24 protein-coding genes, 1 pseudogene and 2 other annotated features are annotated in these 24,792 nt (G+C 36.2%); of the genes and pseudogenes, 4 read left to right on the top strand and 21 right to left on the bottom strand.

Annotation, left to right across the window (positions count from 1 at the left end):
• Positions 1-89 precede the first annotated feature (89 nt).
• Positions 90-461, top strand: coding sequence for a DNA-binding protein (locus VF726_RS07765; protein ID WP_440167174.1), 372 nt, complete (start codon positions 90-92; stop codon positions 459-461).
• A gap of 79 nt (positions 462-540) precedes the next feature.
• Positions 541-854: pseudogene (locus VF726_RS07760) on the top strand (ammonia permease).
• A gap of 20 nt (positions 855-874) precedes the next feature.
• Here the strand turns inward: VF726_RS07760 and VF726_RS07755 are convergent.
• Complete coding sequence (locus VF726_RS07755; RefSeq protein ID WP_440167172.1) at positions 875-2,674, bottom strand: DHA2 family efflux MFS transporter permease subunit; 1,800 nt, start codon at positions 2,672-2,674, stop codon at positions 875-877.
• Positions 2,675-2,686: 12 nt separating this feature from the next.
• Positions 2,687-3,340 (bottom strand): HlyD family secretion protein, encoded by a 654-nt coding sequence (locus VF726_RS07750; protein ID WP_048531600.1) that lies wholly within the window; start codon positions 3,338-3,340, stop codon positions 2,687-2,689.
• 297 nt (positions 3,341-3,637) lie between these two features.
• Between VF726_RS07750 and VF726_RS07745 the strand changes: the two genes are divergently transcribed.
• Positions 3,638-4,255 (top strand): TetR/AcrR family transcriptional regulator, encoded by a 618-nt coding sequence (locus VF726_RS07745; RefSeq protein ID WP_000023671.1) that lies wholly within the window; start codon positions 3,638-3,640, stop codon positions 4,253-4,255.
• Between the two features lie 40 nt (positions 4,256-4,295).
• Here the strand turns inward: VF726_RS07745 and VF726_RS07740 are convergent, their stop codons facing one another.
• The 19 genes from VF726_RS07740 to VF726_RS07650 all read right to left on the bottom strand — a co-directional run bounded on the left by VF726_RS07740 (position 4,296) and on the right by VF726_RS07650 (position 24,518).
• Positions 4,296-5,381, bottom strand: coding sequence for a M42 family metallopeptidase (locus tag VF726_RS07740; RefSeq protein ID WP_000163547.1), 1,086 nt, complete (start codon positions 5,379-5,381; stop codon positions 4,296-4,298).
• A gap of 70 nt (positions 5,382-5,451) precedes the next feature.
• Positions 5,452-5,943 carry a dUTP diphosphatase gene (locus VF726_RS07735; RefSeq protein WP_440167169.1) on the bottom strand — a complete coding sequence of 164 codons (492 nt, stop codon included), beginning with the start codon at positions 5,941-5,943 and terminating at the stop codon, positions 5,452-5,454.
• A gap of 470 nt (positions 5,944-6,413) precedes the next feature.
• Complete coding sequence (gene rplT, locus VF726_RS07730) at positions 6,414-6,770, bottom strand: 50S ribosomal protein L20 (RefSeq protein ID WP_001138362.1); 357 nt, start codon at positions 6,768-6,770, stop codon at positions 6,414-6,416.
• Between the two features lie 37 nt (positions 6,771-6,807).
• Positions 6,808-7,008 (bottom strand): 50S ribosomal protein L35, encoded by a 201-nt coding sequence (gene rpmI, locus VF726_RS07725; RefSeq protein ID WP_001125945.1) that lies wholly within the window; start codon positions 7,006-7,008, stop codon positions 6,808-6,810.
• A 21-nt stretch (positions 7,009-7,029) separates the two neighbouring features.
• Complete coding sequence (gene infC / locus VF726_RS07720) at positions 7,030-7,533, bottom strand: translation initiation factor IF-3 (RefSeq protein ID WP_000973214.1); 504 nt, start codon at positions 7,531-7,533, stop codon at positions 7,030-7,032.
• Positions 7,534-7,595: 62 nt separating this feature from the next.
• Positions 7,596-7,716: a sequence feature (ribosomal protein L20 leader region), on the bottom strand.
• 210 nt (positions 7,717-7,926) lie between these two features.
• A complete protein-coding gene (gene thrS / locus VF726_RS07715; RefSeq protein ID WP_000786081.1) occupies positions 7,927-9,864 on the bottom strand; it encodes a threonine--tRNA ligase in 1,938 nt (645 codons plus the stop codon).
• Between the two features lie 48 nt (positions 9,865-9,912).
• Positions 9,913-10,141: a binding site (T-box leader), on the bottom strand.
• Positions 10,142-10,172: 31 nt separating this feature from the next.
• Positions 10,173-11,054 carry a putative sporulation protein YtxC gene (gene ytxC, locus VF726_RS07710; RefSeq protein WP_440167163.1) on the bottom strand — a complete coding sequence of 294 codons (882 nt, stop codon included), beginning with the start codon at positions 11,052-11,054 and terminating at the stop codon, positions 10,173-10,175.
• Between the two features lie 279 nt (positions 11,055-11,333).
• Positions 11,334-12,272 carry a primosomal protein DnaI gene (dnaI, locus tag VF726_RS07705; RefSeq protein ID WP_440167161.1) on the bottom strand — a complete coding sequence of 313 codons (939 nt, stop codon included), beginning with the start codon at positions 12,270-12,272 and terminating at the stop codon, positions 11,334-11,336.
• Between the two features lie 33 nt (positions 12,273-12,305).
• On the bottom strand, positions 12,306-13,712 hold the full coding sequence (locus tag VF726_RS07700) for a replication initiation and membrane attachment family protein (RefSeq protein WP_440167159.1): 1,407 nt from the start codon (positions 13,710-13,712) through the stop codon (positions 12,306-12,308).
• 153 nt (positions 13,713-13,865) lie between these two features.
• Positions 13,866-14,327, bottom strand: a complete 462-nt coding sequence (nrdR, locus tag VF726_RS07695) for a transcriptional regulator NrdR (protein ID WP_001203687.1) — start codon at positions 14,325-14,327, stop codon at positions 13,866-13,868.
• Between the two features lie 285 nt (positions 14,328-14,612).
• A complete protein-coding gene (gene speD / locus VF726_RS07690) occupies positions 14,613-14,996 on the bottom strand; it encodes an adenosylmethionine decarboxylase (protein ID WP_002003660.1) in 384 nt (127 codons plus the stop codon).
• Positions 14,997-15,384: 388 nt separating this feature from the next.
• On the bottom strand, positions 15,385-16,413 hold the full coding sequence (locus tag VF726_RS07685) for a glyceraldehyde-3-phosphate dehydrogenase (protein ID WP_000198978.1): 1,029 nt from the start codon (positions 16,411-16,413) through the stop codon (positions 15,385-15,387).
• Between the two features lie 109 nt (positions 16,414-16,522).
• Positions 16,523-17,125, bottom strand: a complete 603-nt coding sequence (coaE, locus tag VF726_RS07680; RefSeq protein WP_440167156.1) for a dephospho-CoA kinase — start codon at positions 17,123-17,125, stop codon at positions 16,523-16,525.
• Positions 17,126-17,178: 53 nt separating this feature from the next.
• A complete protein-coding gene (gene ytaF / locus VF726_RS07675) occupies positions 17,179-17,811 on the bottom strand; it encodes a sporulation membrane protein YtaF (protein WP_340421127.1) in 633 nt (210 codons plus the stop codon).
• 72 nt (positions 17,812-17,883) lie between these two features.
• Positions 17,884-18,714, bottom strand: coding sequence for a DNA-formamidopyrimidine glycosylase (gene mutM, locus VF726_RS07670; protein ID WP_429605906.1), 831 nt, complete (start codon positions 18,712-18,714; stop codon positions 17,884-17,886).
• Positions 18,715-18,726: 12 nt separating this feature from the next.
• A complete protein-coding gene (polA, locus tag VF726_RS07665) occupies positions 18,727-21,360 on the bottom strand; it encodes a DNA polymerase I (protein ID WP_440167153.1) in 2,634 nt (877 codons plus the stop codon).
• Positions 21,361-21,643: 283 nt separating this feature from the next.
• Complete coding sequence (gene phoR, locus VF726_RS07660) at positions 21,644-23,407, bottom strand: sensory box histidine kinase PhoR (RefSeq protein ID WP_440167151.1); 1,764 nt, start codon at positions 23,405-23,407, stop codon at positions 21,644-21,646.
• A complete protein-coding gene (phoP, locus tag VF726_RS07655) occupies positions 23,400-24,119 on the bottom strand; it encodes a two-component system response regulator PhoP (protein WP_001065226.1) in 720 nt (239 codons plus the stop codon). Before phoP ends, phoR begins: the two co-directional genes overlap by 8 nt.
• Positions 24,120-24,281: 162 nt before the next feature.
• Positions 24,282-24,518 (bottom strand): hypothetical protein, encoded by a 237-nt coding sequence (locus VF726_RS07650; RefSeq protein ID WP_440167148.1) that lies wholly within the window; start codon positions 24,516-24,518, stop codon positions 24,282-24,284.
• 89 nt (positions 24,519-24,607) lie between these two features.
• Between VF726_RS07650 and VF726_RS07645 the strand changes: the two genes are divergently transcribed.
• Positions 24,608-24,739, top strand: a complete 132-nt coding sequence (locus tag VF726_RS07645; RefSeq protein ID WP_001241581.1) for a hypothetical protein — start codon at positions 24,608-24,610, stop codon at positions 24,737-24,739.
• Positions 24,740-24,792 lie beyond the last annotated feature (53 nt).

Here is a 24,792-nt window from a genome sequence, read left to right as displayed (position 1 = left end):
TTTCTATCAATTTATACATATTTATTAATAATATCCAAAATAAACCTCATGTAGTAAAATATAACTCATTACATAGAAGGAGATTATATATGTTTAGCTTACTTTGGGTTGTTTATATGCCATTTCTTGTTTTATGCGGATTTTTCGGGGGTATTTTTTTAATTGTTACTAGCATAAAACATCGTAAATTATTTGTTAGTTTACTGGGGCTACTTACCCTATCCTTTGTCACGCTACCTTTTGTTTTTTGGGGCATGGGGGTGAATAGTAATACAATCCTCCCTATTTCAACTACTTTATATTGGATACTATTTTCTTTAACTGGATTATTAGCAGGGATAAGTGGATTACAAGCAAAACTTAAAAGTATACATAATATGGGATTCATTATTTTTACCGCTGGAATATTAGGGGTTATTTTCTGGGTACTCATGTCTGTAGGTGATTCATTTTATATATAACATTTTTTGAAAACCACAAATCAGGGGTAATACAGAAGTGTTCGGAATATTAACTTGAATCATTTTAGCTCTTACTTTCATGTTATGCGAATTCATTGTCGGCGTTTTTTAATTATTGCTAGCATGAAATATCGTAAATTACTTACTATTATAGCTGGTGTAATTAGCATATTACTTATCGTTGTTCCTATCATTTGTATAGGTTCTGGAATAGATTTAGAGGGGATGGTTCCAATTTCGGGAACTTTATATTGGTGTTTCTTCTCTTTAGCTGGACTATTAGCCATTATAAGCGGCAGACAAATATCGAGTATTCGTTCTACGGGAACGATTTTGTTTATAACAGGGCTGTGCTCCGTAACTAGTTATCACCTTTTATATGTAACTGCATAAAAAACAAAAAAGCAGGGAAATTAATTCCCTGCTTTTCTATTTGGTTTGTTGCCTGATGGTAAGAAGAACGATAACACCCAAGCAATCCCTGCGAGTATCGTTGCAATTAAGAAGGCATCGTTAATACCGTTAATTGCAGATAGCTTTGAAATTTGTCCATATAATAGTTGCGTGCTCATCGCATCTCCTGCTTGCGCTGATCCAGCTAAGGCCGCTAAACTTTGCCCCATACCGTGTACTTTATCAACTAATATTGGGTTTGACGTTGTTAACATATTTCCGTAATCTGCTACGTGGGCAGTCGTTTGTTGCGTCATAAGTGTAATTAAAATCGCCGTTCCAATTGAACCAGCTACTTGTCTTGATGTATTTTGCGTTGCTGTACCGTGAGAAATTAATTTCATCGGCAGTGCGTTCATACCAGCTGTCATAATTGGCATCATAATGAATGACATACCAATTGAACGTATAATATAATCCGTCATAATAACGCTATACGGTGTATCCATCGATAATTTTGTAAATTCATATGTCGCATACGTCGTAATTGCCAATCCAATTATTGCTAATGGACGAATGCCATATTTATCGAATAATTTACCCGCTACTGGTCCCATGATTCCCATAATTAATGATCCTGGAAGAAGTAGTAAACCAGATTCAATTGGCGTAAAGCCACGAATATTTTGTAGATATACTGGAAGTAATAGCATACCTCCGAATAATGCCATCGTTACGATTGCGTTAATTACTAAAGTGAAAGTAAATACTGGATATTTAAACACTTGTAAATCAAGCATTTTATTGTCCGTTGTTAACTCTCTCCAAATAAATAACGCTAAACCAATTACACCGATAATAAGTGAAATAATGACTTCTGCACTAGTCCAACTATTATTTCCAGCTTCACTAAATCCATACAATAAGCTTCCTAGTCCAATACTTGAACTAACCACACCAAATATATCTAATTTCGTTTTAGACACTGGCTGAGCTAGTGTAAAGAATTTTAAAGATAGGAACGTAATAATTAAACCAATAATAAACATCGCATAGAACATTAAGTTCCAGCTGTAATTTTCAATCACCCAACCTGTTACAGTTGGTCCGATAGCTGGTGCTAAAATCATCGCTACACCTAGTAATCCCATCGCTGCTCCGCGCTTATGAGGCGGGAATAATGTCATGAAGATATTCATACCAACCGGCATTAAAATACCCGCACCAACCGCTTGAATAACGCGGCCCGTCATCATCATTGTAAAGTTTCCTGAAATAGCACAAATGATAGATCCTACAGTGAAGAATAACATTGCTGCTACGAATAATTTACGATACGTAAATCGCGAAACTAAAAAGGCACTAATCGGTACTAAAATACCATTTACAAGCATGAAACCTGTAATTAACCATTGCGCTGTTGAAGTTGATACATTAAATTCATTCATTAACGGTGGCAATGCGACGTTAATGATTGTTTGGTTTAAAATAGAAACGAACATGCCGAGAATTAATACAGCTACAACTGCTTTTACGTTCACATTCTCTACAGGCGTAGACATTTGCTTTTTCGGCACTTCTTTTTCTTTTTTTACTTCTTCTTGCTTGCCTGTTTCTAACTCAACTACATTAGAAATTTTTGATTCTTGCTCTCGTTCAATTTCTTTCTCTTCTGTTTCTACCTTACTTACTTCTATTTTATTTACGGCTGGGACTTGTTCTTCTCCCACGTTCGTTTTTTTCTTTCGTAAAAGACGATTTACAAGGAAGAAGACGATTATACAAAATAGTGCATATCCTACAATTGCAATTGAGGACATCTCATCTCCCCCTTACTTATGAATACGAACTGACACATTCATTCCAGGAACAATATTTACTGATTTACTATGATCTAAAGAAATTTTAACTGGTACTACTTGTGTTACTTTCGTATAGTTCGCTGTTGCGTTGCTTGATGGTAACATAGAGAATGTGTTCGCTGTTGTTAATCCAACTTGCTCTACTTTTCCTGATAACGTTGTATCTGGGTATGCATCTACATACACATCTACATCTTGACCTTTTTGTACATCGTCAACATCTGTTTCTTCAATGTTTGCTGTTACCCATAAATTGTTCATATCAAATGCATAAGCAATTGGGCTACCTGCTCCAACGAAAGCATTTGTCGTCGCGTTTGATTGTACAACTGTTGCATTTTGTGGAATTGTTACATCTACTGTTTGTTCTCCATTTGCTGCCGCTACAGTAACAGCACCTAATTTATCGTTCTCATTGTAGTTCTTACCTACTTCAGCTTTCCAGTCCGTTAATTTACCTGCTACTGGTGATGCAATCGGAATTACCTTTCCATCAATTTTTGCATTGTCTGTTTTTAAGTAATTTTCCGCTTGATTGTAATAGTAGTAACCGCCAATACCGCCGCCAACTAGTACAATTAATGTGATAATGTTAATAATCACCATTCTTCGAAACTGATTCATTGCATTCCTCTCCTTATATCGCATATAATTTTTTTCTAAACTATTTACGTCCTTATTGTTTAGATTGTTTAATTGTTAATTATATTAACCTTTAAACAAAAAAATCACACCATTTACAGCGTAAACGAGAATATGTCTACCTGCGAGCGGTGCTGATTTCTGAAGGACTATCGTTTATAATTATAAATAATTATTTTGAAACTACAACCGACAATTTTCGTATGAAATGTCGCTTAAACAACAATATAATACCATCGTGTTGTTTAAGTATAAAAAATTAAACGAGGAGAAGTAACAATGTCTATTAAAAATACAAATGATCCACGTGTAAAGCGGACGAGACAACTCATACAGGATGCTTTTGTCGCTTTAGTAGGCGAAAAGGGCTTCGAAAATGTAACTGTCCAACATATCGCAGAACGCGCTCCTGTAAATCGTGCTACGTTTTATAGCCATTACCATGATAAATATGACTTATTAGACAAAAGCATTGAAGAAATGTTAGAGAAGCTAACAGAAGTTATTAAACCAAAAAATAGAAATAAAGAAGAGTTTCAACTTACATTTGATTCACCAAATCCAACCTTTCTAGCCTTATTCGAACATATCGCAGAAAATGCGAACTTCTATAACGTTATGCTTGGTGATAAAGCTGCTGGAAACTACTCTTATAAAATGATGAAAACAATACAAACTCATTTAACATTAAGCTTATCTATTTCACAGCCAGATGATAAAGATCTTATGGTTCCTCGTGATATTTTAATTAGTTATGTGACAGGGGCTCATATTGGGATGATCATGTCATGGCTAAAAAGAGGAATGATATATACCCCGCATTTTATGGCCATGCAATTAACTCGTTTAATTATTTTAGGTGCTCATACTGCTGCTGGATTAGAAAGACCTTTTTAAAACATAAAAAAGCGAAGGATAATATCCTTCGCCTTTTCTATTAATTAAATGTAATGTTATGTACAGCCTCTTTATCAAGACGTTTAATAACTTCTACAATTAACTTCACTGCATTTTCATAGTCATCACGGTGTAACATTGCCGCATGAGAATGAATGTAGCGCGTTGCAATCGTAATTGCCATAGACGGGATACCATTTACAGCAATATGAATGGCACCTGCATCCGTTCCTCCGCCCGCTACCGAATCATATTGGTATGGAATTTCCAATTCATCAGCAACATCAACTACAAAGTCACGTAAACCTGTATGTCCAATAACAGAAGCATCATATAAAATGATCTGTGGTCCATCGCCCATTTTGCTTTGCGCTTCTTTTGCCGTTACACCTGGCGTATCTCCAGCAATACCAACATCTACCGCAAACGCGATATCTGGTTTAATATAGTTTGCAGATGTTTTCGCACCACGAAGACCGACTTCTTCTTGTACAGTACCTACGCCGTATACAACGTTTGGATGCTTCTCATCTTTTAATTGTTTTAATACGTCAATTGCAATTGCACAACCGATTCGGTTATCCCATGCTTTTGCAAGTAACATTTTTTCATTTTTCATTACTTGGAATTCAAAGTAAGGTACAACTTGATCTCCTGGTCGTACGCCCCACTCCATTGCTTCCTCTTGGCTAGAAGCACCAATATCGATGAACATGTCTTTAATATCAACCGGCTTTTTACGTGCTTCTGGAGGTAAAATGTGCGGTGGTTTTGAACCAATTACACCTGTTACGTCTCCTTTACGCGTTACAATTGTTACGCGCTGTGCAAGCATAACTTGTGACCACCAGCCACCAACCGTTTGAAAACGAAGGAAGCCTTTGTCATCAATTTGCGTAATCATAAAGCCAACTTCATCTAAATGACCTGCAACCATAATTTTCGGGCCGTTTTCTTCCCCTACTTTTTTTGCAACTAAGCTTCCTAAATTATCAGTAGAAAGTTCGTCCGCAAACGGCTCGATATATTTCTTCATTACTTCACGTGGTTCACGCTCATTACCAGCAATACCACGTGCATCTGTTAATTCTTTTAGCATTGTCAATGTCGCGTCTAATTTTGTCATTGCCAACACCCTCCTTTTTCTTCAGTCACTTCATTATACAATAATTAAATTGAAATATTCAAAAATTAAATTAGTATCCTTGTGTTTGACGCTGATGATTTACTTCATTTTTGTCTAAATACGCTTTTTCAATCTCTTCTTGTTCAAATTCAAGCGCTTGTCCAAGTCGAAGATAGCTTGTAAATAATTCAATATAGTTCGTAATAGATGGTTGATCTGTAAAACGAATCACCTTCGCATATGTGTCTAAGAAAATTTCTACTTGTGTTTTATTCGTTTGTGCACACTTATAGAATAGGAAGTTTTTATCAATACCTAAATCAATTCCGATTGATAAAATAAAATGCAAACCATCTACGTATTCTTCTAGTATTACTTCACGTTCTGATGCTGGTTTGTTGCTCCAATATTTAAAACAACGCGTTTCATTTGCAAGTTCTCCAACTTCTACAAGAAGAGCTAACATTTTTTCTTTTAACAACTTTTTCGGTTGTAAACCGTGTTCCTTCGCAATACGGTCATCTAATTCTTTTTGTAATTTAAATAGTTGTAGTAAGTCCATTCTATTGTCCTCCTCCAACATCGCATTATACGCAACAATGTTGTTTCATCTCAAAGTTCATTATTATTTTTCGTTTCTTATTAATAAGCCAGCCATTTACCTCTTTACAAAATAGCTTGTCCTTAATTTACAAATACGTTTCAATCATCACAATTAGATTGTTCACTCCGATTGGTGATAGTTAATCATTATACGTGGATTGCCCACTAATAAAAAATATTATTTTATCTGATGAAAGTTCCATATCATCTTTCCATTATAGCAGTGTCGTTTCAGGTAGGAAAGATACTCTTCTTTCCAAAGGAGTATAATTGAAAAAAACCAGGAGGATTCTCCTGGCTTCATATGTATATTCTTCTATATTGCTATGGCTTTTATATTGATTTTGTCATATCGATAACGACATATCTCTCTTTGTATACAAACAAAAAACCTTAGAAGAAAAATCTTCTAAGGTTTCAACTAATTAATTAGTTAATGTTGTTTTTTGCAACTGTTGCTAATTCAGCGAAAGCTTTTTCGTCATGAACAGCTAAGTCAGCAAGCATCTTGCGGTTAACTTCGATGCCAGCATTTTTAAGACCGTGCATTAAGCGGCTGTAAGAAAGACCATTCATACGAGCTGCTGCGTTGATACGTGTAATCCATAATTTACGGAAGTCACGTTTCTTTTGACGGCGGTCACGGAATGCATACATTAGAGATTTCATAACCTGTTGGTTAGCAACCTTGAATAATGTATTTTTTGAACCGTAGTAACCTTTTGCTAATTTAATTACTTTTTTACGACGTTGACGAGTAACTGTACCACCTTTTACTCTTGGCATAATATTACCTCCTAATTGTTCTATATATCAGCCGAACTTATTTTAAGTTGTCAAGCATTTGACGAATGCGTTTGAAGTCACCAGCGCTTACTACACCAGCTTTACGTAGTTTACGTTTAGCTTTTGTAGATTTGTTAGCGAATAAATGGCTTGTGTAAGCGTGAGAACGTTTCAGTTTACCTGATCCAGTCTTTTTGAAACGCTTTGCAGCGCCGCGATGAGTTTTTTGTTTAGGCATAGGTATTTCCTCCTCTATCTATTACTTATCGTTTTTCGGTGCTAAAACTAAGAACATACTGCGTCCTTCCATTTTAGGCTTAGATTCGATTGTACTAACTTCAGCACAAGCTTCTGAGAAGCGATCTAAAACACGTTGACCGATTTCTTTATGAGTAATGGCACGTCCTTTAAAGCGAATTGACGCTTTAACCTTGTCGCCTTTCTCTAAAAACTTGATAGCATTACGAAGTTTTGTGTTAAAGTCGTGTTCATCAATTGTTGGACTTAAACGAACTTCTTTCATGCTAATTACTTTTTGATTTTTGCGCTGTTCTTTTTCTTTCTTCTGTTGCTCAAAGCGGAATTTACCGTAGTCCATAATGCGGCATACTGGCGGTTTCGCATTTGGAGCAACTAATACTAAATCAAGATTAAGATTTGCAGCTAAGTCTAAAGCGTCATTACGAGACTTGATTCCAAGTTGATCGCCATTTGCGCCAACTAAACGTACTTCACGTGCACGAATTTGCTCGTTAATCATCATATCCTTGCTAATAGTAAGCCACCTCCAAGGTTTTCTCAGAACATAGTTTGTAGTCATAGAACCCGACAAAAAAAGTGCGGGCATACGACACCCACACTTGTAAAATCTTAAGTAAGAAATACATTTACCTGTAAACTGCGAATGCGTCCATCAGGTGAGAAGCGGGTGCTTCTACTTGTTCCACAAAACAATATTCTATTATCCTTGATGAGTTTATCATAGGACATGACGTCTGTCAAGAAGACGCGATGTGTTTTACTAACAACAAGAAATATTGTAACAAACAACTAACATACTTGCAATACTTTTTTATGATAAGTGTTACATGGTTATTTTTTCTAATTTTTCTCACTTATATTACATAGAAAAGCCGCGGTGTACCGCGGCTCTGTCTTATCGTTTTCCTTCTACTTTAATCATATCAACAAAAGCATCTAATGCGATTGTTTCTGATTTTTGTTCACCGTATTTACGTACGTTTACGCCGTTTTCAGTTACTTCATTGTCACCTACTACAAGCATGTACGGAATTTTTTGCATTTGTGCTTCACGGATTTTGTAACCAATTTTCTCTTCACGAGTATCTAATTCAACACGGATACCAGCACGGCGTAATTCATCTTGTACTTTCTTCGCATAGTCTAAATGTACTTGTGGAGAAACCGGAATTACTTGCGCTTGAACTGGAGCTAACCAAGTTGGGAATGCCCCTTTGTATTCTTCAATTAAGAAGGCTACAAAACGTTCCATAGTTGATACAACACCACGGTGAATTACAACTGGACGATGTTGTTTACCATCTTCACCAACGTAAGCTAATTCAAAGCGTTCTGGAAGTAAGAAGTCTAATTGTACAGTTGAAAGTGTTTCGTCTTTTCCAAGAGCAGTACGAACTTGAACGTCAAGTTTTGGACCGTAGAATGCTGCTTCACCTTCAGCTTCATAGTAATCAAGACCCATTTCATCCATAGCTTCTTTTAACATACCTTGTGCTTTTTCCCACATCTCATCATCAGCATAGTACTTTTTAGTATCAGCTGGGTCACGATAAGATAAACGGAATGAATAGTTCTCTAAACCGAAATCTTTGTACACTTCTAGCGTTAAGTTTACAACACGTTTTAACTCTTCTTTAATTTGATCTGGGCGAACGAAAATGTGCGCATCGTTTAAAGTCATTCCGCGTACACGTTGTAATCCAGATAACGCACCTGACATTTCATAGCGGTGCATTGTTCCAAGTTCCGCAATACGGATTGGTAGTTCACGGTAGCTGTGAATATCGTTTTTATAAACCATCATGTGGTGAGGGCAGTTCATTGGACGAAGAACTAACTCTTCATTATCCATTTCCATTGATGGGAACATACCATCACGGTAGTGATTCCAGTGACCAGAAGTTTCATAAAGCTCTCTGCTTCCTAGTACTGGAGTGTATACGTGATCATAGCCTAAGCTTGCTTCTTTATCAACGATGTAACGCTCGATAATGCGGCGGATTGTTGCACCCTTTGGTAACCAAAGTGGTAAACCTTGTCCTACTTTTTGGCTATTAGTAAATAGTTTTAATTCTTTACCTAATTTACGGTGATCGCGCTCTTTCGCTTCTTCAAGCATACGTAAGTGCTCATCTAATTCTGCTTTCTTAACGAATGCAGTACCGTAAATACGTTGTAGCATTTTATTATTGCTATCGCCGCGCCAGTAAGCACCCGCAACGCTTAATAATTTAAATACTTTAATTTTCCCTGTAGATGGAAGATGAACACCACGGCAAAGGTCGAAGAATTCACCTTGCTCATAAATTGAAATAACCGCATCTTCCGGAAGATCGTTAATTAAATCTAATTTTAACTCATCGCCGATTTCTTCAAAACGACGAATTGCTTCTGCACGTGGTACTTCATGACGAACGATTTCTAAGTTCTCGTTCACGATTTTTTGCATTTCTTTTTCGATTTTCTTGAAGTCTTCAACTGTAATTGCTTCTTCCATATCAATATCGTAGTAGAAGCCATTTTCAATTACTGGACCAATACCAAGCTCAACCTTAACATCTTTATATAAACGTTTTAACGCTTGTGCTAAAAGGTGGGCTGTTGAATGGCGTAAAATGTATAAGCCATCTTCAGAATCTAATGTAATAATAGAAACTGCACCATCTTCTTCAATTGGTGTAACAAGATCGATCATCTCATCGTTTAATTTTCCAGCCACAGCTTTTTTCTTTAAGCCTGGGCTAATAGAAGCTGCGATTTCTTCAGTTGTTACGCCTTTTGGAAACTCCTTCACAGCTCCATCAGGGAAAGTAATTTTAACTACATCTGCCATCACTGGTCACTCCTCTTTTTTTTCAAAATAAAAAACACTCATCCCGTAAAAAGGGACGAGTGTTGAATTCGTGGTTCCACCCTTGTTCCAATTAACCTTATTGTTAATTGCTCAAGTTCAACATAACGGTGTTGCCCGTTAGCAATTACTAGAAAAAACGTTCACTGCTAAAGTTTAGAGGTGGTAAGTAATAATCCCGTACTAGGAAGCTCACACCCTAAGGCTTCCCTCTCTGAAAATCGTAGAAAACTACTCATGTCCTCATCATGACATTTCAATATATTTCATTTATGTAGGTAATTATATGCTCAAAAACTTAGAAAATCAAGGGCGTTACCTTTATTTTTTAAATTTTTCACATTGCGCTCAAACTCATGTAATCCATGTAATTGTACCCGTTCTTGAAATACATTTCGCAAAGTAATAATCATATTATGGTCTTGTTCTTTCGTATATAAATAAATTTTTTTCGGCGAAATAGAAAGAAGTGGCGCAATTACTTTCGTATCAATATATACATCCTTTTGCTTCAATAATTCCTCATCTATATATTGAACCAATTTCTCCTGTTTTAAACGTCTACCTTTATCATCATAGAAAATAAAACTTTCATCAAAAATAAGGTGCACACAGGACAAACGTGATTTTCGGCTGCGTACTTGTTGCCTTAGCGTCTCAATAAACATTTGATATTCTTGTTCCAACTTATACTCATCAATCGCCACTTCAGCAAGCTTAGCTACCATTTCCCTATATGTACGAAGACGAAAACGAACATATGATGAAAACGAGAATGAAAGTGGATCACAAAGCCAGTTATTTAAAGAAGTTTTAATATATGATTCAAATGTGTGACGTGTTAATTCACGAGCAATCCCTTTTCTTCTTCCTTTTAAAATCTCATGTGCCATATGCAGTATTTGATGACATTCTTCCTCTTCTTCATAAAAAAACTTCTCTTTTAAGATTGTATATATCCACTCATTTTGTTTCACATTCACAATGAAATATACCATTACTGGCAATAAAACCTTTTCAATATAATTCGATTCACATACTGGTATATGAATCACCACTTTTTGTTCCTGTAAATACACACTCGTTTCCTTATATAACAGTTCCGCTCTTTTCAGTAGTTGTCTATATACGTGCACAGCATCATTTTTTTCTTCGAAGCAAATTTCAATCACTTTTGTCCCCCCTTTTATCCCTGCTCTAAAGGACTGTATCTATACGTTACAAATCCTATAAGAGTCCGTCCCGCGTGAAAGTTCACTCTTAGTAGAATTACATTTCTTATCGTTAGAAAATCCACTCGATATGGCTTGCTAATTTTATATATATTAAGGGAGGGAGAAAAAAATGATACAAGCTACAATGAATTTTCTATAAGAACTTTTCGTTTTGCAATTCACCTAGTCTGAAAAGTGTTCAAAACGAAAAAAAGAGCAAGCTTCTCAGCTTACTCTTTACTTATGACGTCGGTTTTTCCCGCCAATTGGAATTGGCTTCGCTAAATATTTAATTCGTTCCATAATACGCGCTGCTTTCATTTGTTCTGCTTCACCGCGTTGTGTGTAAGTTAAATGATGTTCCAATTCCTTGAAATCAAAGTTAGACGTAAAGAACGTCGGTAAGTTTTCTAACATACGGAATTGCAAAATCGCACCAAGCACATCATCACGCACAAAGCTTGACATCGCTTCTGCTCCGATGTCATCTAACATTAAAACTTGTACGCGTTTCACCGCATCAATCTTTTCCCCAATTGAATTATCTTGAATCGAACTTTTAATTTCACGTAAAAATTCAGGGAAGTATACGAGCATCGAACTTATTTTCTTTCGAGCAAGCTCATTCGCAATTGCTCCTAACAAATACGTTTTCCCTACACCAAATTTACCGTACAAATATAAACCTTGTACTTTTTTACCAGGTTCATATGTATTTAAAAATTCATTAGCTGCACCAATTGCATCAATACGTGCATCTAAATCTGAAGGATCTAAGTTTTCCATTGTTGCCTGTAAAATGTCAGTTGGCATATATACACTTTGAACGAGCTTTTCATATTTCTTTCTCTCATCATATGCTACTTTTCTAACGCAACGATCGTATTGAATATCGATCATCTTCCCTTGGATAACGAGCTTTGGCTCATATCCTTGCAGCATGTTTTTACACGAACCTAAATCCGGACAATCCGCGCAACCTACACTTTGTCCAATATATTCGTATAATTTTACAAGACTGCGCTCAATCATAGAAGTTGTTACTTCACCTTTATGTTCGTCTATAAATTCTTTCACACGCGGATGTGCCATTACTTCCGCCTTTAATACTTCATATCTATTTTTAAAATTTTCATTTTCCATTAACTTTGCAAATGAATTTTGAATATGCTCCATCTTCTCACCTCAAAGAGCGTTCATTCTCTTCTATTAATCACGCTTATATTTTTTTAACACTTCTTCTAGTCGTTTTCGTTCATCATCTAACGTACTTGCATCTTTTTTCTTACTTACATCTTTCTTCACTGTTTCTTTCGATTGTTCTTTCGGCTCTTCTTTCAGCCAATCTGGTACCATTTCTTGTCGTACCGTTTTCTTCGACGTACGACCTTTTTTCTTCGTCTCAGCCCACTCTTGATATTGACGATTCTCTTCTTTCGCTAATGCCATTGCTTCAGCTACTGTACCTACCTTTTTACGTGCCCAATGCCCAGCAATCTTCTCCACATACGTTTTCGCAAGTTTCATATCCGAGCGTAGCATAACGTAATAAATAAGTACATTCACAACACCTGGCGCTAACTTTTGATTAATCATTACATCTTCAACAATTTGCAAGTCAGCCTTTGTCGCCTCTGCACCGCCAGAGATTTCTTTCAGTAGTTGTTTTGGTGAGATTTCCTCTAGCTGTTTGATTAACATCTCTTCTTGCGTAGAAGGCTCTTTCTCTTTCATCATACGTGCAGCGTGAGGCTGTACTCTTTCACTTAATACAGGTAACGCTTGACCGTTTTCGAACTGATACCAATCACGTGCTCCTTTTCTAAGCCTTTCGACATCAATTGTCTGCATCTCTGTCATCGCACCAAGAACGATATTTTGCATTGATAACACATCTACATCATACACGTAAGCAAGTGTAATGACACATTCTCGCACTTGATCTGTAATCGCCTTTTTAGGGACAAGAGCCGACAAGCCATCTACAAATAAGGAGAAATCAAAGAAATCATTCCAAACTTTTGGAGCGTCTCCCTTTTCATTACTTGGCATTGCTGTCGTTTTTGGAATACGAAGGTCTTCCTGCGCATGCTCAAGCTGTCCTGGATTAAACGAACCAAACACATCATTAAAAGAACGCGTCACATTTTCATAAGATACAAAATCAAATTCTTCTTCTAAGAAATATTGCTTTACTTGATTATATTTTGTCCGACTCAATCGATTGTATAAAAAGATACTTAAAACAATGTCATCAAAAAACTGCTTCGGAGATAAAGGTGGTTGCAGCTCATATATAAACATTCGAATATCTTTTTCTTTCTTAATATATACTTTCAAAAGCCCAATTGCCTCTAACTTTACTCGTTCCTCATATACTTCGGGAAGTTGCATTTGCATGGTCACCATAAGGGAATGATGCGTATTCTCTTTTCCAAACACACGGTCTTGCTCTAACTCTCCCCATAGCGTCATGTACAAGCTAAAAGCTCTACTACCTATTAACGGCTGATACAACATCGTTAACACTTTTCGGTCGTAATTATGCAATAACCCTTTCGCACTTACTTTATAACGATCAATTGGCAATAGCTCCATCCATGACTGTTTTTCCATTCTTGCTTTTCCTTTCCTCTCATCCAATCTATCCTCTACTTCATTCGTTCTATCTTCATTATATAATTCCTTAGCGAAAAAGAGCTATTAGCTTACGCCTCTAGCTCTCTTATCTCATTACTTACGGTATGTAAAGAGAATACAATACAGCTTCTACTCTCTTTCTTTTTGCAGTATATCTTTTAATTCTTCAATAAATACATTTAAATCTTTAAATTGGCGATATACAGAAGCAAAACGCACGTAAGCAACATCATCGATATCACGCAGTTCTTCCATAACAATTTCACCAATCATATCACTTTTCACTTCTGATATACCTAAATTACGAAGTTCACGTTCCACACTTTGAGTTACTTCTTCTAATTGTCTTAAAGATACCGGTCTTTTTTCACATGCTTTAATTAAGCCACGTAAAATCTTTTCTTTATTAAACTCTTCTCGTGTACCTTCTTTTTTTACAACGATAAGAGGTGACTCTTCTACTCTTTCAAATGTCGTAAAGCGACTTAAACAGCTTTCACACTCTCTCCTTCTTCGAATAGAGCGCCCCTCGTCTACCGGACGCGAATCTAACACTCTTGTACCATTATGAGAACAGGATGGACAACGCAATATATTCACTCCTTTACACTATACTCTTTATTTTTTCTCTACTTACTTCATCTGACAATATATATACATTATTATATAACTCATTCTAACTCTCTTACCACTTTAAGTTGAAGCGCATTATTTTATCATCTCGTTTTCAAAAATAAGATGGTAGATGAAATGCTGCCTTATTCGTAAGAGGTCCATTTATTCAACTAACGAGTACGTTATATTTTCCCTTTTTTATAAACTAAAAAAGAGGTGCATTATACACCTCTTTACATTTTAAATCAATTATGTTCTTTTTTAAAGAGCTTTTGTTTCTCTCTGCTTAATTTCGAAGCTACCAGTGCCTCGAGGAAGCTCGATGCTCTCACGCGTTTTCGCGTTTAAACCTTCTGCAATATATTCTGCAGCAACATTTGGATCAATACGATCCCCACAAGTATAAACATCAATACTTGCGTAACCGTGCTCCGGAAAGCTATGAATTGTTAAATGTGATTCCGAGATAATTACTACTCCACTTACACCTTGTGGTGCAAATTTATGGAAAGCAACCTCACGTACTTCAGCACCAGCTCTTAGTGCTGCATCCACAAATAATTGTTCAATATACGGCATGTCATTAAGCTTGTCGAAATCGCAATCCCAAAGTTCAGCGATCACGTGACGACCCATCGTATCCATAGTATCCATTCTACAGTTCCCCCTTGTAAATTTATTCTAACTGTTCGAATTGAAAACTAATTTGCAATTTGGCTTGCTCCACTACCACGGGGGAAAGTTAGTCCAGAGAGGTCCTAACCCTTTAAGTAGTGACTACGTACCTCAGCTCTTAAGTTTACGAGTGTTAGTATACTTTGTTTATTTTCATTTTGCAACAACAGTTTTTTCGATTTTCTGTCATATTTTCCTCTTTACTTTTCCCTAAAAAAAATAAATGATTCACAAATACAGTAATCCCAACGTTTCGTGGTATGTCCACTTCCGAAAATATACTCCTATAATTTTTTTCCTTTTCAGAAAAAAATAAAAAAAAGAGGGCAAATATTCCCTTGCCCTCTCCCTTATTTACTTAAATATGTTGCACATTTTTTTGTTTCGCTAATTCGTCAACAACTAACGTTACAAGATCTACAACACGACGAGAGTAGCCCCACTCGTTATCATACCAAGCAAGTACTTTCACTTTACGATCACCCATTACCATTGTAGATAAACCATCAATGATAGCTGAATGTGTATTTGTATTAAAGTCAATAGATACTAAAGGCTCTTCACTGAATTCTACAATGCCTTTTAACGCACCGTTTGCAACAGTTTTGAATGCTTCATTAATAGCTTCAACTGTCACATCACGTTTTACATCTACTACTAAGTCAACAAGAGACACGTTTGGTGTTGGTACACGAAGTGCCATACCATGAAGTTTTCCGTTTAAGTGCGGAAGAACTTTTGCAAGCGCTTTCGCAGCACCTGTCGTTGTCGGAATGATTGATTGTCCGCAAGCACGTGCTCTTCTTAAATCTTTATGTGGGTTATCAATATTTTTTTGGTCATTTGTATAAGCGTGAACAGTTGTCATTAAACCGTTTTCAATTCCAAACTGCTCATCTAACACCTTAACAACAGGCGCTAAACAGTTTGTTGTGCAAGATGCATTTGAAATAACAGTATGTTTTGTAATATCTAATTGGTCTTCGTTCACACCAACTACAATTGTTACATCTTCATTTTTACCAGGCGCTGTTAAAATAACTTTTTTCGCTCCAGCTTCAACATGAAGAATTGCTTTTTCTTTTGAATTAAATTTACCTGTTGCTTCAATTACAACTTCAACACCTAAATCTGTCCAAGGCAATTCCTTTGGATCGCGGTTGTTTAAAAGGCGAATCATTTTCCCATCAACTAATAAATGATCTTCAAATGCTTCTACTGTTCCGTCAAACTTGCCGTGAACTGTATCATATTTAATTAAATGTGCTAACGTTTCAGATGGATAGCTTGCATTGATTGCTACAATTTCGAATGCGCTTTCTTTTATTGCCTGACGAAATACCATTCTCCCAATACGTCCAAATCCATTAATTGCCACACGAGTCATAATATGTTATCCCCCTTGAATGCGTTATACTATTTATCTCCAATCCCAATAATAGTATAACACAAAAAGGGGATATGTCACTAAGCATTTTCATTAATTTCACAATTTTTTAGTCAATAATGTTCCAATTCTTTAAAATCACCTGTAATTGTGTTTTCGTTCCCATAATTGTGCCATCATTATTTATCACTTCATCTGCATGTTTCACTTTTTCTTCTAACGGCATTTGAGATTGAATACGAGCTGTTGCTTCTTCTTCTGAAAAATTATTTCGTTTCATTAAACGTTCTAATTGCGTATGCGGCTTAACTGCTACAACTAATACGCGGTCAACAAGACTTGTTAAGTTGCTTTCAAATAAGAGAGGAATATCTAACACAACCGCTTGTGCACCTTCTTTTATGTACAGTTCCTTTTGCCTATTCATTTCCTCACGAACTGCAGGGTGAACAATTTTGTTTAACTGCAATCGTTTTTCTTCATTATAGAAAACAACACTTCCTAATTTTGGACGATCCAGCTCTCCATCTCCTTGTAATACTTCCGCTCCAAACACTTCTACTATTTGGTTATATGCTGGTTTTCCTCGCTCTACAACTTCTCTTGCAATAATATCCGCATCAATAACTGGTATACTCAGTTCACGAAACATTTGAGACACTGTACTTTTTCCACTTGCAATGCCTCCTGTTAATCCAATTACTACCGTCATCATAATCCTCCTCGCAATATAAAAGGCGCGAAACTAATGTTCCACGCCCGTACTTACATTTTCCAAATTCCAATAATAATGAGTAATACCCCAGGCAGGAATGTAAATTTTTGTAACCATTTCATATTTGATAAAACCGTTCCAAGTTTCATTCCAATAAATAAAAACAAAGAACTCATAACCGCAACTAATACAGCCATCATAGCAGGGGCATATCCTAATAAAGATGCACCAATTCCGGCACCGAACGAATCTATAGAAAGAGCGATACCAAGAAGCAATGCTTCTCCTGCAGAAATAGTGCCTGATTTATCAAAATCCGCCACAGTCGGTTTCCGTAAAATTTGAATCACTAGCCCGAGTGAAGCAATTTCTAATTTCCAAACTTTCTCCTCTTGCTTCGGTTCTTCTTTTTTCTCACTTCGAAAAAATTGGTATAATACCCAAATTCCGATTCCAATAAGAACAAGCCCACCGATACGCGTTGCGATAACAGGTGAAAATACTTTCGCGATCATATGTCCAATTCCCATTGAAACAAGCATAACAGCCGCTGAACACATTCCGATAATTATAATTGATCTTAGTGGAATTCTTACACTTCTCAAACCATATGTTAGCCCTACACTACAGCTATCTAAGCTTAATGTAAAAGCTAATAAAATAAGAGATAAATAAAGGTACATCGGTAAGCTCCTCCCTTATACATAGCTCTGCTGTATGTATATGACAAATGCCTATCCGATGTTATCTCTTTTCTATATTCTTGGCTGGCAAATCGGGCAGTAATGCGTTCCTCTTCCGCCAACAACTGTTTTTTCTAATATCGTACCGCAAGTTACACACGGTTCTCCTTTTTTTCCGTATACATTTAGAAGTTCCTGGAACGAACCAATTTGTCCTTGCGAGTTAATATACGTTCGAATTGTACTACCGCCACGCTTTACCGCTTCGCCTAGCGTTGTAACAGTCGCCTCATAAATTCGCTCGATTTCTTCTGCCGTTAAAGACGATGCTTCTCGCTCTGGGTGAATTTGTGAACGGAATAAAACTTCATCTACATATATATTTCCAAGCCCCACTAAAAGACGTTGGTCTAATAATACGACTTTTATTTTGCGATTTGTTTTTTGCAATCTCTCTTGTAAATACTGTGGTGTCAATTCAGCATCAAATGGCTCCGGACCTAAGTCAGCAAGAGGCATTTGATTCAACTCTTCACCTTTTTTAAAGAGATGCATCGTCCCAAACTTTCTCACATCTTTATAATGTAATTCCGTTCCATCTGTAAATAAGAAACGGACGTGCGTATGCTTATCAATTGGCTCATCCTCTTGATGCAGTAAAAACTTACCTTCCATACGCAAATGTGAAACAATAACATAATTCGTTACATATAAAAGCAAAAACTTTCCTCTTCGCTTTATATTTTCAATCTTCTCGCCTCTAAGCATTTCTTTAAAGATTTCTACATCATCCGGTCGTTTTACTATTTTTGGATATGTAACAATAACATCTTCAATTGTTTTTCCTGTTACAAGATTTTCAAGTGTCCGTCTGACATTTTCAACCTCTGGTAATTCAGGCATTTCATCACTTCCTTATTTTGCGTCGTACCAAGTTGGACCGTAAGAATAATCAACTTTTAGCGGAACTGCGAGTTCAATTGCATGCTCCATTACTTCTGGTACAAGCTTCTCTAATTTTTCAATTTCTTCTTTCGGCGCTTCAAATATCAATTCATCGTGTACTTGCAGAAGAAGACGCGCTTGTAATCCTTCTTCTTCTAAACGATCTGCCATAATAATCATTGCTTTTTTAATAATATCTGCTGCAGTACCTTGAATTGGCGTATTCATAGCTGTACGCTCAGCAAAGCTGCGTAAATTGAAATTACGACTCGTAATTTCCGGAATGTAACGGCGACGATTTAATAATGTAGCCACATATCCTTTTTGCTTCGCATCTTTTACGATGTCATCCATGTATTCTTGTACACCAGGGAAACTTTCTAAATACTTTTCAATAAATTCCGCTGCTGCTTTTCTTGTAATTCCTAAGTTTTGTGAAAGACCATAATCACTAATACCATACACAATTCCGAAGTTAACAGCTTTCGCTTGTCTTCTCATATTTGAAGTTACTTCATCTTTTTCAACACCAAATACATCCATAGCTGTTTTCGTATGAATATCCATGTCATGTTGGAACGCGTCAACTAGCCCTTTATCATTTGCAATATGAGCTAATACACGAAGCTCAATTTGTGAATAATCCGCCGCGTACATAATCCATCCTTCTTCTGATGGAACGAATGCCTGACGAATCTTTCGTCCTTCTTCTAATCGAATCGGGATATTTTGCAAGTTTGGATCCGTTGAACTTAATCGGCCCGTTTGCGTTAATACTTGATTGAAACGAGTATGGATTTTAGATGTGTCTTCATGTACAACTTTTAATAAACCTTCAATATACGTTGAGTTTAGTTTCCCTAATTGACGGTAATGTAAAATGTTTGGAATAATTTCATGGTGATCCATCAGCTTATCTAGTACATCAGCTGACGTAGAATAACCTGTTTTCGTCTTTTTAATAACTGGTAAGTTTAAGTTCTCAAACAGAATTACACCAAGCTGCTTCGGTGAATTAATATTAAATTCTGTTCCCGCAAGCTTATAAATTTCCTGTTCCATTTCCTTTAATCTACCTGCAAGTTCTTCTCCCATATTACGAAGGCGCTCTGTATCAACTTTTACACCTTTTACTTCCATATCAGCTAATACACGTGCAAGTGGTAATTCTAACTCGGTAAACAGTTCATATTGCTCATTCTTTTCTAACTCTTCAACGAATGTTTGCTTTACATCGTATAATACATGTACTTTACGAGCCACATGCTCCGCTACTACGTCTAGCTCTGGAACAGCACGCTTCGCACCTTTTCCGTAAACTTCTTCATCAGATTTCACAGCATGCGTTTCTTTCATTTTCGCTACAGTACGGAAATCTTTATCCGTATCAGCCGGGTCAAGTAAATAAGCAGCGATTAATAGATCAAAGTCAATCCCTTGCATATCTATATCGTTCCATTTCAGTGCAACAATCGCACGCTTCGCATCAAATGTATGCTTTCTCATTTCTCCATCTGCAAGCCACTCTTTAAAAGCATCTGATTTAAGAGCAATGTCTGTCTGAATAAAGTAACAGCCATTTTCATTTTGAATACCGAAACCTTGAATATCTGCTTTATGATAATTATCTTCTTGTACTTCAACGATAAGCGCACTATCTTGCTGAAGCATTTCTTCTGTAACTTCTTCTACAATATCAAATGTAATATCATCTAATTCAGCTGGAGCCGTTTCTTCTGGCGTAACACCTAATTTGTTTAAAAGAGATGTAAATCCTAAATTCTCGAACATTGGAATGACATCACTTGCTTCATATCCTTTATACTCCATATCATCCACATTCACAGTAATCGGTGCGTCTGTAATAATGGTTGCAAGATCTTTACTCATAAGAGCTTGGTCTTTATTTGCTTCCAGCTTTTCTTTTAATTTCTTCCCGCTTACTTGATCTATATTTTCATACACTTCTTCAACCGTTCCAAACTGTGTTAACAATTTAATCGCAGTTTTTTCACCAACCCCTGGTACACCTGGAATATTATCTGATTGGTCTCCCATTAAACCTTTCATATCGATAATTTGCTTTGGTGATAAACTGTATTTCTCAAATAAAGCTTCTTTCGTATATTCATCTACTTCCGTAATCCCTTTTCGAGGAATACATACAAGCGTGTTTTCAGAAACAAGTTGAAGTAAATCTTTATCTCCTGAAATAACTTTTACATTTGCCCCTTGTTCACTCGCTTCTTTTGCTAGCGTTCCCATAATGTCATCCGCTTCATAATTTTCAAGCTCATAACGCGGTACGTTGAATGCATCAAGCATCTCACGAATAAACGGGAATTGCTCTGATAATTCAGGTGGAGTCTTTTGACGTCCTCCTTTATACTCACTATATGTTTTATGACGGAATGTCGTTTTCCCCGCATCAAACGCTACTAACATATGCGTCGGTTTTTCTTCCTCTAATATTCTCATTAACATCATTGTAAAACCGTAAATTGCGTTCGTATGTATACCTTTGTCGTTATTTAAAAGCGGTAGTGCAAAGAAAGCACGATACGCGATATTATTACCATCTACTAATACGACCTTTTTTTCCAAATCAGAAACCTCCCCATGCAAATTTGAAATGGTTTTTTTCACAGAAAAAAACCGTTCCTTTCCTCTCTCTATATTAACATGACTAATAGAGAGAAGAAAAATAACGGCTATTTTCTATCATATATAAAAACGTTTACTAATATAAAAGGGAAGTGACGAGAACAGCATAACTATTCTCGTCCAAAATTACTCCTTGGATGAAGGGGTTTTCATGTATTATATTAACAGAGCTTTATTAATATTTAATTAAGCCATTGTTAATATATTGTAAACATCCTTCATCCTATTTTTCAGTTGCTGATTTTGGTAAAACAACTGTAAATGTTGTCCCTTCTCCAACTTCACTATCCACTGTAATCGTACCGTGATGCGCCTCGACTAAATGCTTTACAATCGATAATCCAAGGCCTGTACCACCAGTATTTCTACTTCTCGCCTTATCCACTCGGTAAAAGCGTTCAAAAATACGCGGAATTTCATCTTTACTAATACCAATTCCAGTATCCGAAACTTTTATATAAGCATTATATTTATCTTCTGCTAATTCTACAGAAACAACGCCTCCAGCCGGCGTATATACGATTGCATTATTAATTAAATTAATAAAGATTTGCTTCAAACGACTTGGATCTCCAATGACAGAGACTCGTTTTAGCGTATTTACTTGTAAAGAGATTTCTTTTTCTCCCGCTTTATTATCAAGCACCATATGAATGTCTTCAAGAAGTCCCTTCATATCAACGGTCCCCATACTCAATTTAAATCCTTGTTGCTCAATCTTTGATAAATCTAATAAATCTTCAATTAACCCTTGCATACGTTCACTTTCTTTTAAAATAATATGCAAGAAATGTTCGCAGAATTTTTTATTATCCATAGCGCCGTCTAAGAGCGTTTCTGAAAAACCTTTAATAGAAGTAATCGGCGTTTTTAGTTCATGGGAAACATTCGCTAAAAAGTCTTTTCTCATTTGTTCTAACTTTTTCAGCTCAGTAATGTCATGGAATACAAGTACAATCCCTTTCCATTCATGGTTCGTCCCGATAATCGGTGCTCCATATACCTCAAAATGCTTTCGCTCAATTCCAAGCGGCAATAACATTTGTTTGCGCACTTTCACTTCTGTCATAAAGATTTCTTCCACAAGCTCTATAATTTCTGGATGATGAAACGACTCATAATATAAACGATCTAAATATTCTTCATCTGTTACATGGAAAGTTTCCTTATACGAACGATTCACAAGGTTTATATAACCGCGGCTATCAATTAAAATCATTCCACTTCCCATATTTTCAATTAACGTATGCAGACGATCTTGTTGCATTTCTTGCTCAAGTGTCATCTCTTGCAAATTACGAGCTAAAATATTAATCGCCTTACTTAGCATTCCTGTTTCATCCGAATGACTTTCGTAAGCGCGCGCTTTATAATTGCCCTTCGCTAATTCGATAGCAACTTTCGTAACGGATTCAATCGGCCTAATATATTGCCCTGTAATTTTCATACCTAAAAATACGACTACAAGACACGCAATAACAAATCCGATAATTAATAATCCCCACGTTTTTTGATGAACAGCTTTCAAAGGCTCAATTGTACTTTTTACCAAAATGTACCCTTGTTTCCCTGCTACATCTTGAACGAACACCGCATGATAAAATTCATTATTCTGATCTGTTTCTTTCGTAATGACTTTATTTCTTTGTTTCGTTGTTTCAGAATAAAGTTCTTTCATTACCCCTTGGCTAAATGCAGACTGTTCTCCTCCGCTATATTGAACGTTCTTTTTTTCATCCAAAAATATAATAGAAGCTGATATTTTTTCTTCTAACTTTTTAAATACGTACGGATTTTTTAAAACATCATCAAAACCTTGTTCTTCTGCTAATACCGCAACATACTCTGTCTCTTTTACCATTCTCTCTTTCGCATGATCTATATAATAGTTTTCAAACATGGTTTCCAGCAATAAACCGAGTCCGACTAAAATAAAAACAATAAGAGAAACAAATGTAAAAAGAAGCCTGGAACGAAATTTATTCATCCCCTTTTGGCTCCTCTAATTTATATCCTAAACCACGTATCGTTTTAATGTACGTCGGTTTTTTCGTATTTTGTTCAATTTTATCGCGCAAATGGCTAATATGAACGTCAACAATTCGTGTATCACCAGCGAAATCATAATTCCATACAGCACTTAATAATTGATCACGCGTTAATACGCGGCTCTTATTCTTCGCAAGATAAACAAGTAATTCAAATTCTTTTGGTGTTAATTCCAGCTTTCTTCCTTGGAAATAAGCTTCATAAAACTCTGGTAAAATTTTGAGTTCAGCAATCGTGATGCTCTCTTCATCTGACGTTTCTGTAACTTGCTCTTCTTGTTGTAATTTCGTACGGCGTAAAATTGCCTTCACACGCGCGACAACTTCCCTTGGGCTAAATGGCTTTGTCATATAATCATCTGCCCCAAGTTCAAGACCTAGCACCTTATCAAACTCATCATCTTTTGCTGTTAACATTAAAATTGGCGTCATAACGCGCTGCAATCGTAATTCTTTACACACTTCCATACCATCCATTTTTGGAAGCATTAAATCTAATATAATTAAATCTGGACGTTCTGTTGTCGCTTTTTGAAGCGCCATTTCTCCATCCATCGCTGTTATCACTTCAAAACCAGCTTGTTGTAAATTAAATTCGATTAAAGTTAAGATAAACTCCTCATCATCAACTACTAAAATACGATTGTTCATTCTTTTCCTCCAAGTTATAGACTTGAAACCTTCTTCATCCTAGTATTTTCCCCGTTATTCTCATCATACTAGAAAACAAGGTCCCTCTCAATATAATTGTCTATTCATGGAGTTCGTTTGTGTAGAATTGAGAAAATAGACGTAATTATATCTCGCCTGCAGCTACACAGGATTTTGCCAAACTCTATAGATTTCTCTCTCTTCTTTAAAACTCACTTCTGTATGAATTATAAAATCTTGATTTTGTGCTAGGAAAAATGAAAGAGCATACGCTATTTTATAATCTGGTGTTTCATATCCATCAAATACTCTCCCGTACATTTCATTCGCAACCGCGTCCGCCCACACTTCAGCTTCTCTTATCGTTTCAAAGATAACGTCTTCTCTTTTCCACCTCATCTTAAAAACCACTCCTTTCATTGACTTATATTAACAATCTATATATCATTAATTAAAATATATAAATATTAATAATGTGGAGGTCTATTATGCGACTAGTACTACCTATTCTATCTTTAATAGTAACGTGTATTCTTACATTCAACGCCCCAAGCTGGGATACGATTAAAACAGGTTGTTCAGATTTCGCCGAGGGATTCACACAAGGATTCTTCAACTAAAAATAGCGCTAGCCCCTTATAGAAAGGTATGCTAGCGCTATTCACATTTTCAT

The organism is Bacillus sp. Brlt_9 (assembly GCF_051948935.1).
Taxonomy (GTDB): Bacteria; Bacillota; Bacilli; order Bacillales; family Bacillaceae_G; genus Bacillus_A.
Note: the sequence above shows the minus strand (reverse complement) of the source record. Positions and strands in the feature narration are given on the sequence as shown.

Excerpts from the sequence above, each read along its gene's own strand:
- phoR (WP_440167151.1), bottom strand. The coding sequence starts at position 23,407 with ATGAATAAATTTCGTTCCAGGCTTCTTTTTACATTTGTTTCTCTTATT.
- ytaF (WP_340421127.1), bottom strand. The coding sequence starts at position 17,811 with ATGTACCTTTATTTATCTCTTATTTTATTAGCTTTTACATTAAGCTTA.
- VF726_RS07740 (WP_000163547.1), bottom strand. The coding sequence starts at position 5,381 with ATGACAAAATTAGACGCGACATTGACAATGCTAAAAGAATTAACAGAT.
- VF726_RS07650 (WP_440167148.1), bottom strand. The coding sequence starts at position 24,518 with ATGAGGTGGAAAAGAGAAGACGTTATCTTTGAAACGATAAGAGAAGCT.
- VF726_RS07750 (WP_048531600.1), bottom strand. The coding sequence starts at position 3,340 with ATGAATCAGTTTCGAAGAATGGTGATTATTAACATTATCACATTAATT.
- coaE (WP_440167156.1), bottom strand. The coding sequence starts at position 17,125 with ATGACGGTAGTAATTGGATTAACAGGAGGCATTGCAAGTGGAAAAAGT.
- VF726_RS07735 (WP_440167169.1), bottom strand. The coding sequence starts at position 5,943 with ATGGACTTACTACAACTATTTAAATTACAAAAAGAATTAGATGACCGT.
- thrS (WP_000786081.1), bottom strand. The coding sequence starts at position 9,864 with ATGGCAGATGTAGTTAAAATTACTTTCCCTGATGGAGCTGTGAAGGAG.
- rpmI (WP_001125945.1), bottom strand. The coding sequence starts at position 7,008 with ATGCCTAAACAAAAAACTCATCGCGGCGCTGCAAAGCGTTTCAAAAAG.
- dnaI (WP_440167161.1), bottom strand. The coding sequence starts at position 12,272 with ATGGAGCATATTCAAAATTCATTTGCAAAGTTAATGGAAAATGAAAAT.
- speD (WP_002003660.1), bottom strand. The coding sequence starts at position 14,996 with ATGGATACGATGGGTCGTCACGTGATCGCTGAACTTTGGGATTGCGAT.
- mutM (WP_429605906.1), bottom strand. The coding sequence starts at position 18,714 with ATGCCTGAATTACCAGAGGTTGAAAATGTCAGACGGACACTTGAAAAT.
- VF726_RS07745 (WP_000023671.1), top strand. The coding sequence starts at position 3,638 with ATGTCTATTAAAAATACAAATGATCCACGTGTAAAGCGGACGAGACAA.
- VF726_RS07645 (WP_001241581.1), top strand. The coding sequence starts at position 24,608 with ATGCGACTAGTACTACCTATTCTATCTTTAATAGTAACGTGTATTCTT.
- infC (WP_000973214.1), bottom strand. The coding sequence starts at position 7,533 with ATGATGATTAACGAGCAAATTCGTGCACGTGAAGTACGTTTAGTTGGC.
- VF726_RS07765 (WP_440167174.1), top strand. The coding sequence starts at position 90 with ATGTTTAGCTTACTTTGGGTTGTTTATATGCCATTTCTTGTTTTATGC.
- VF726_RS07755 (WP_440167172.1), bottom strand. The coding sequence starts at position 2,674 with ATGTCCTCAATTGCAATTGTAGGATATGCACTATTTTGTATAATCGTC.
- phoP (WP_001065226.1), bottom strand. The coding sequence starts at position 24,119 with ATGAACAATCGTATTTTAGTAGTTGATGATGAGGAGTTTATCTTAACT.
- VF726_RS07685 (WP_000198978.1), bottom strand. The coding sequence starts at position 16,413 with ATGACTCGTGTGGCAATTAATGGATTTGGACGTATTGGGAGAATGGTA.
- VF726_RS07700 (WP_440167159.1), bottom strand. The coding sequence starts at position 13,712 with ATGGAAAAACAGTCATGGATGGAGCTATTGCCAATTGATCGTTATAAA.
- rplT (WP_001138362.1), bottom strand. The coding sequence starts at position 6,770 with ATGCCAAGAGTAAAAGGTGGTACAGTTACTCGTCAACGTCGTAAAAAA.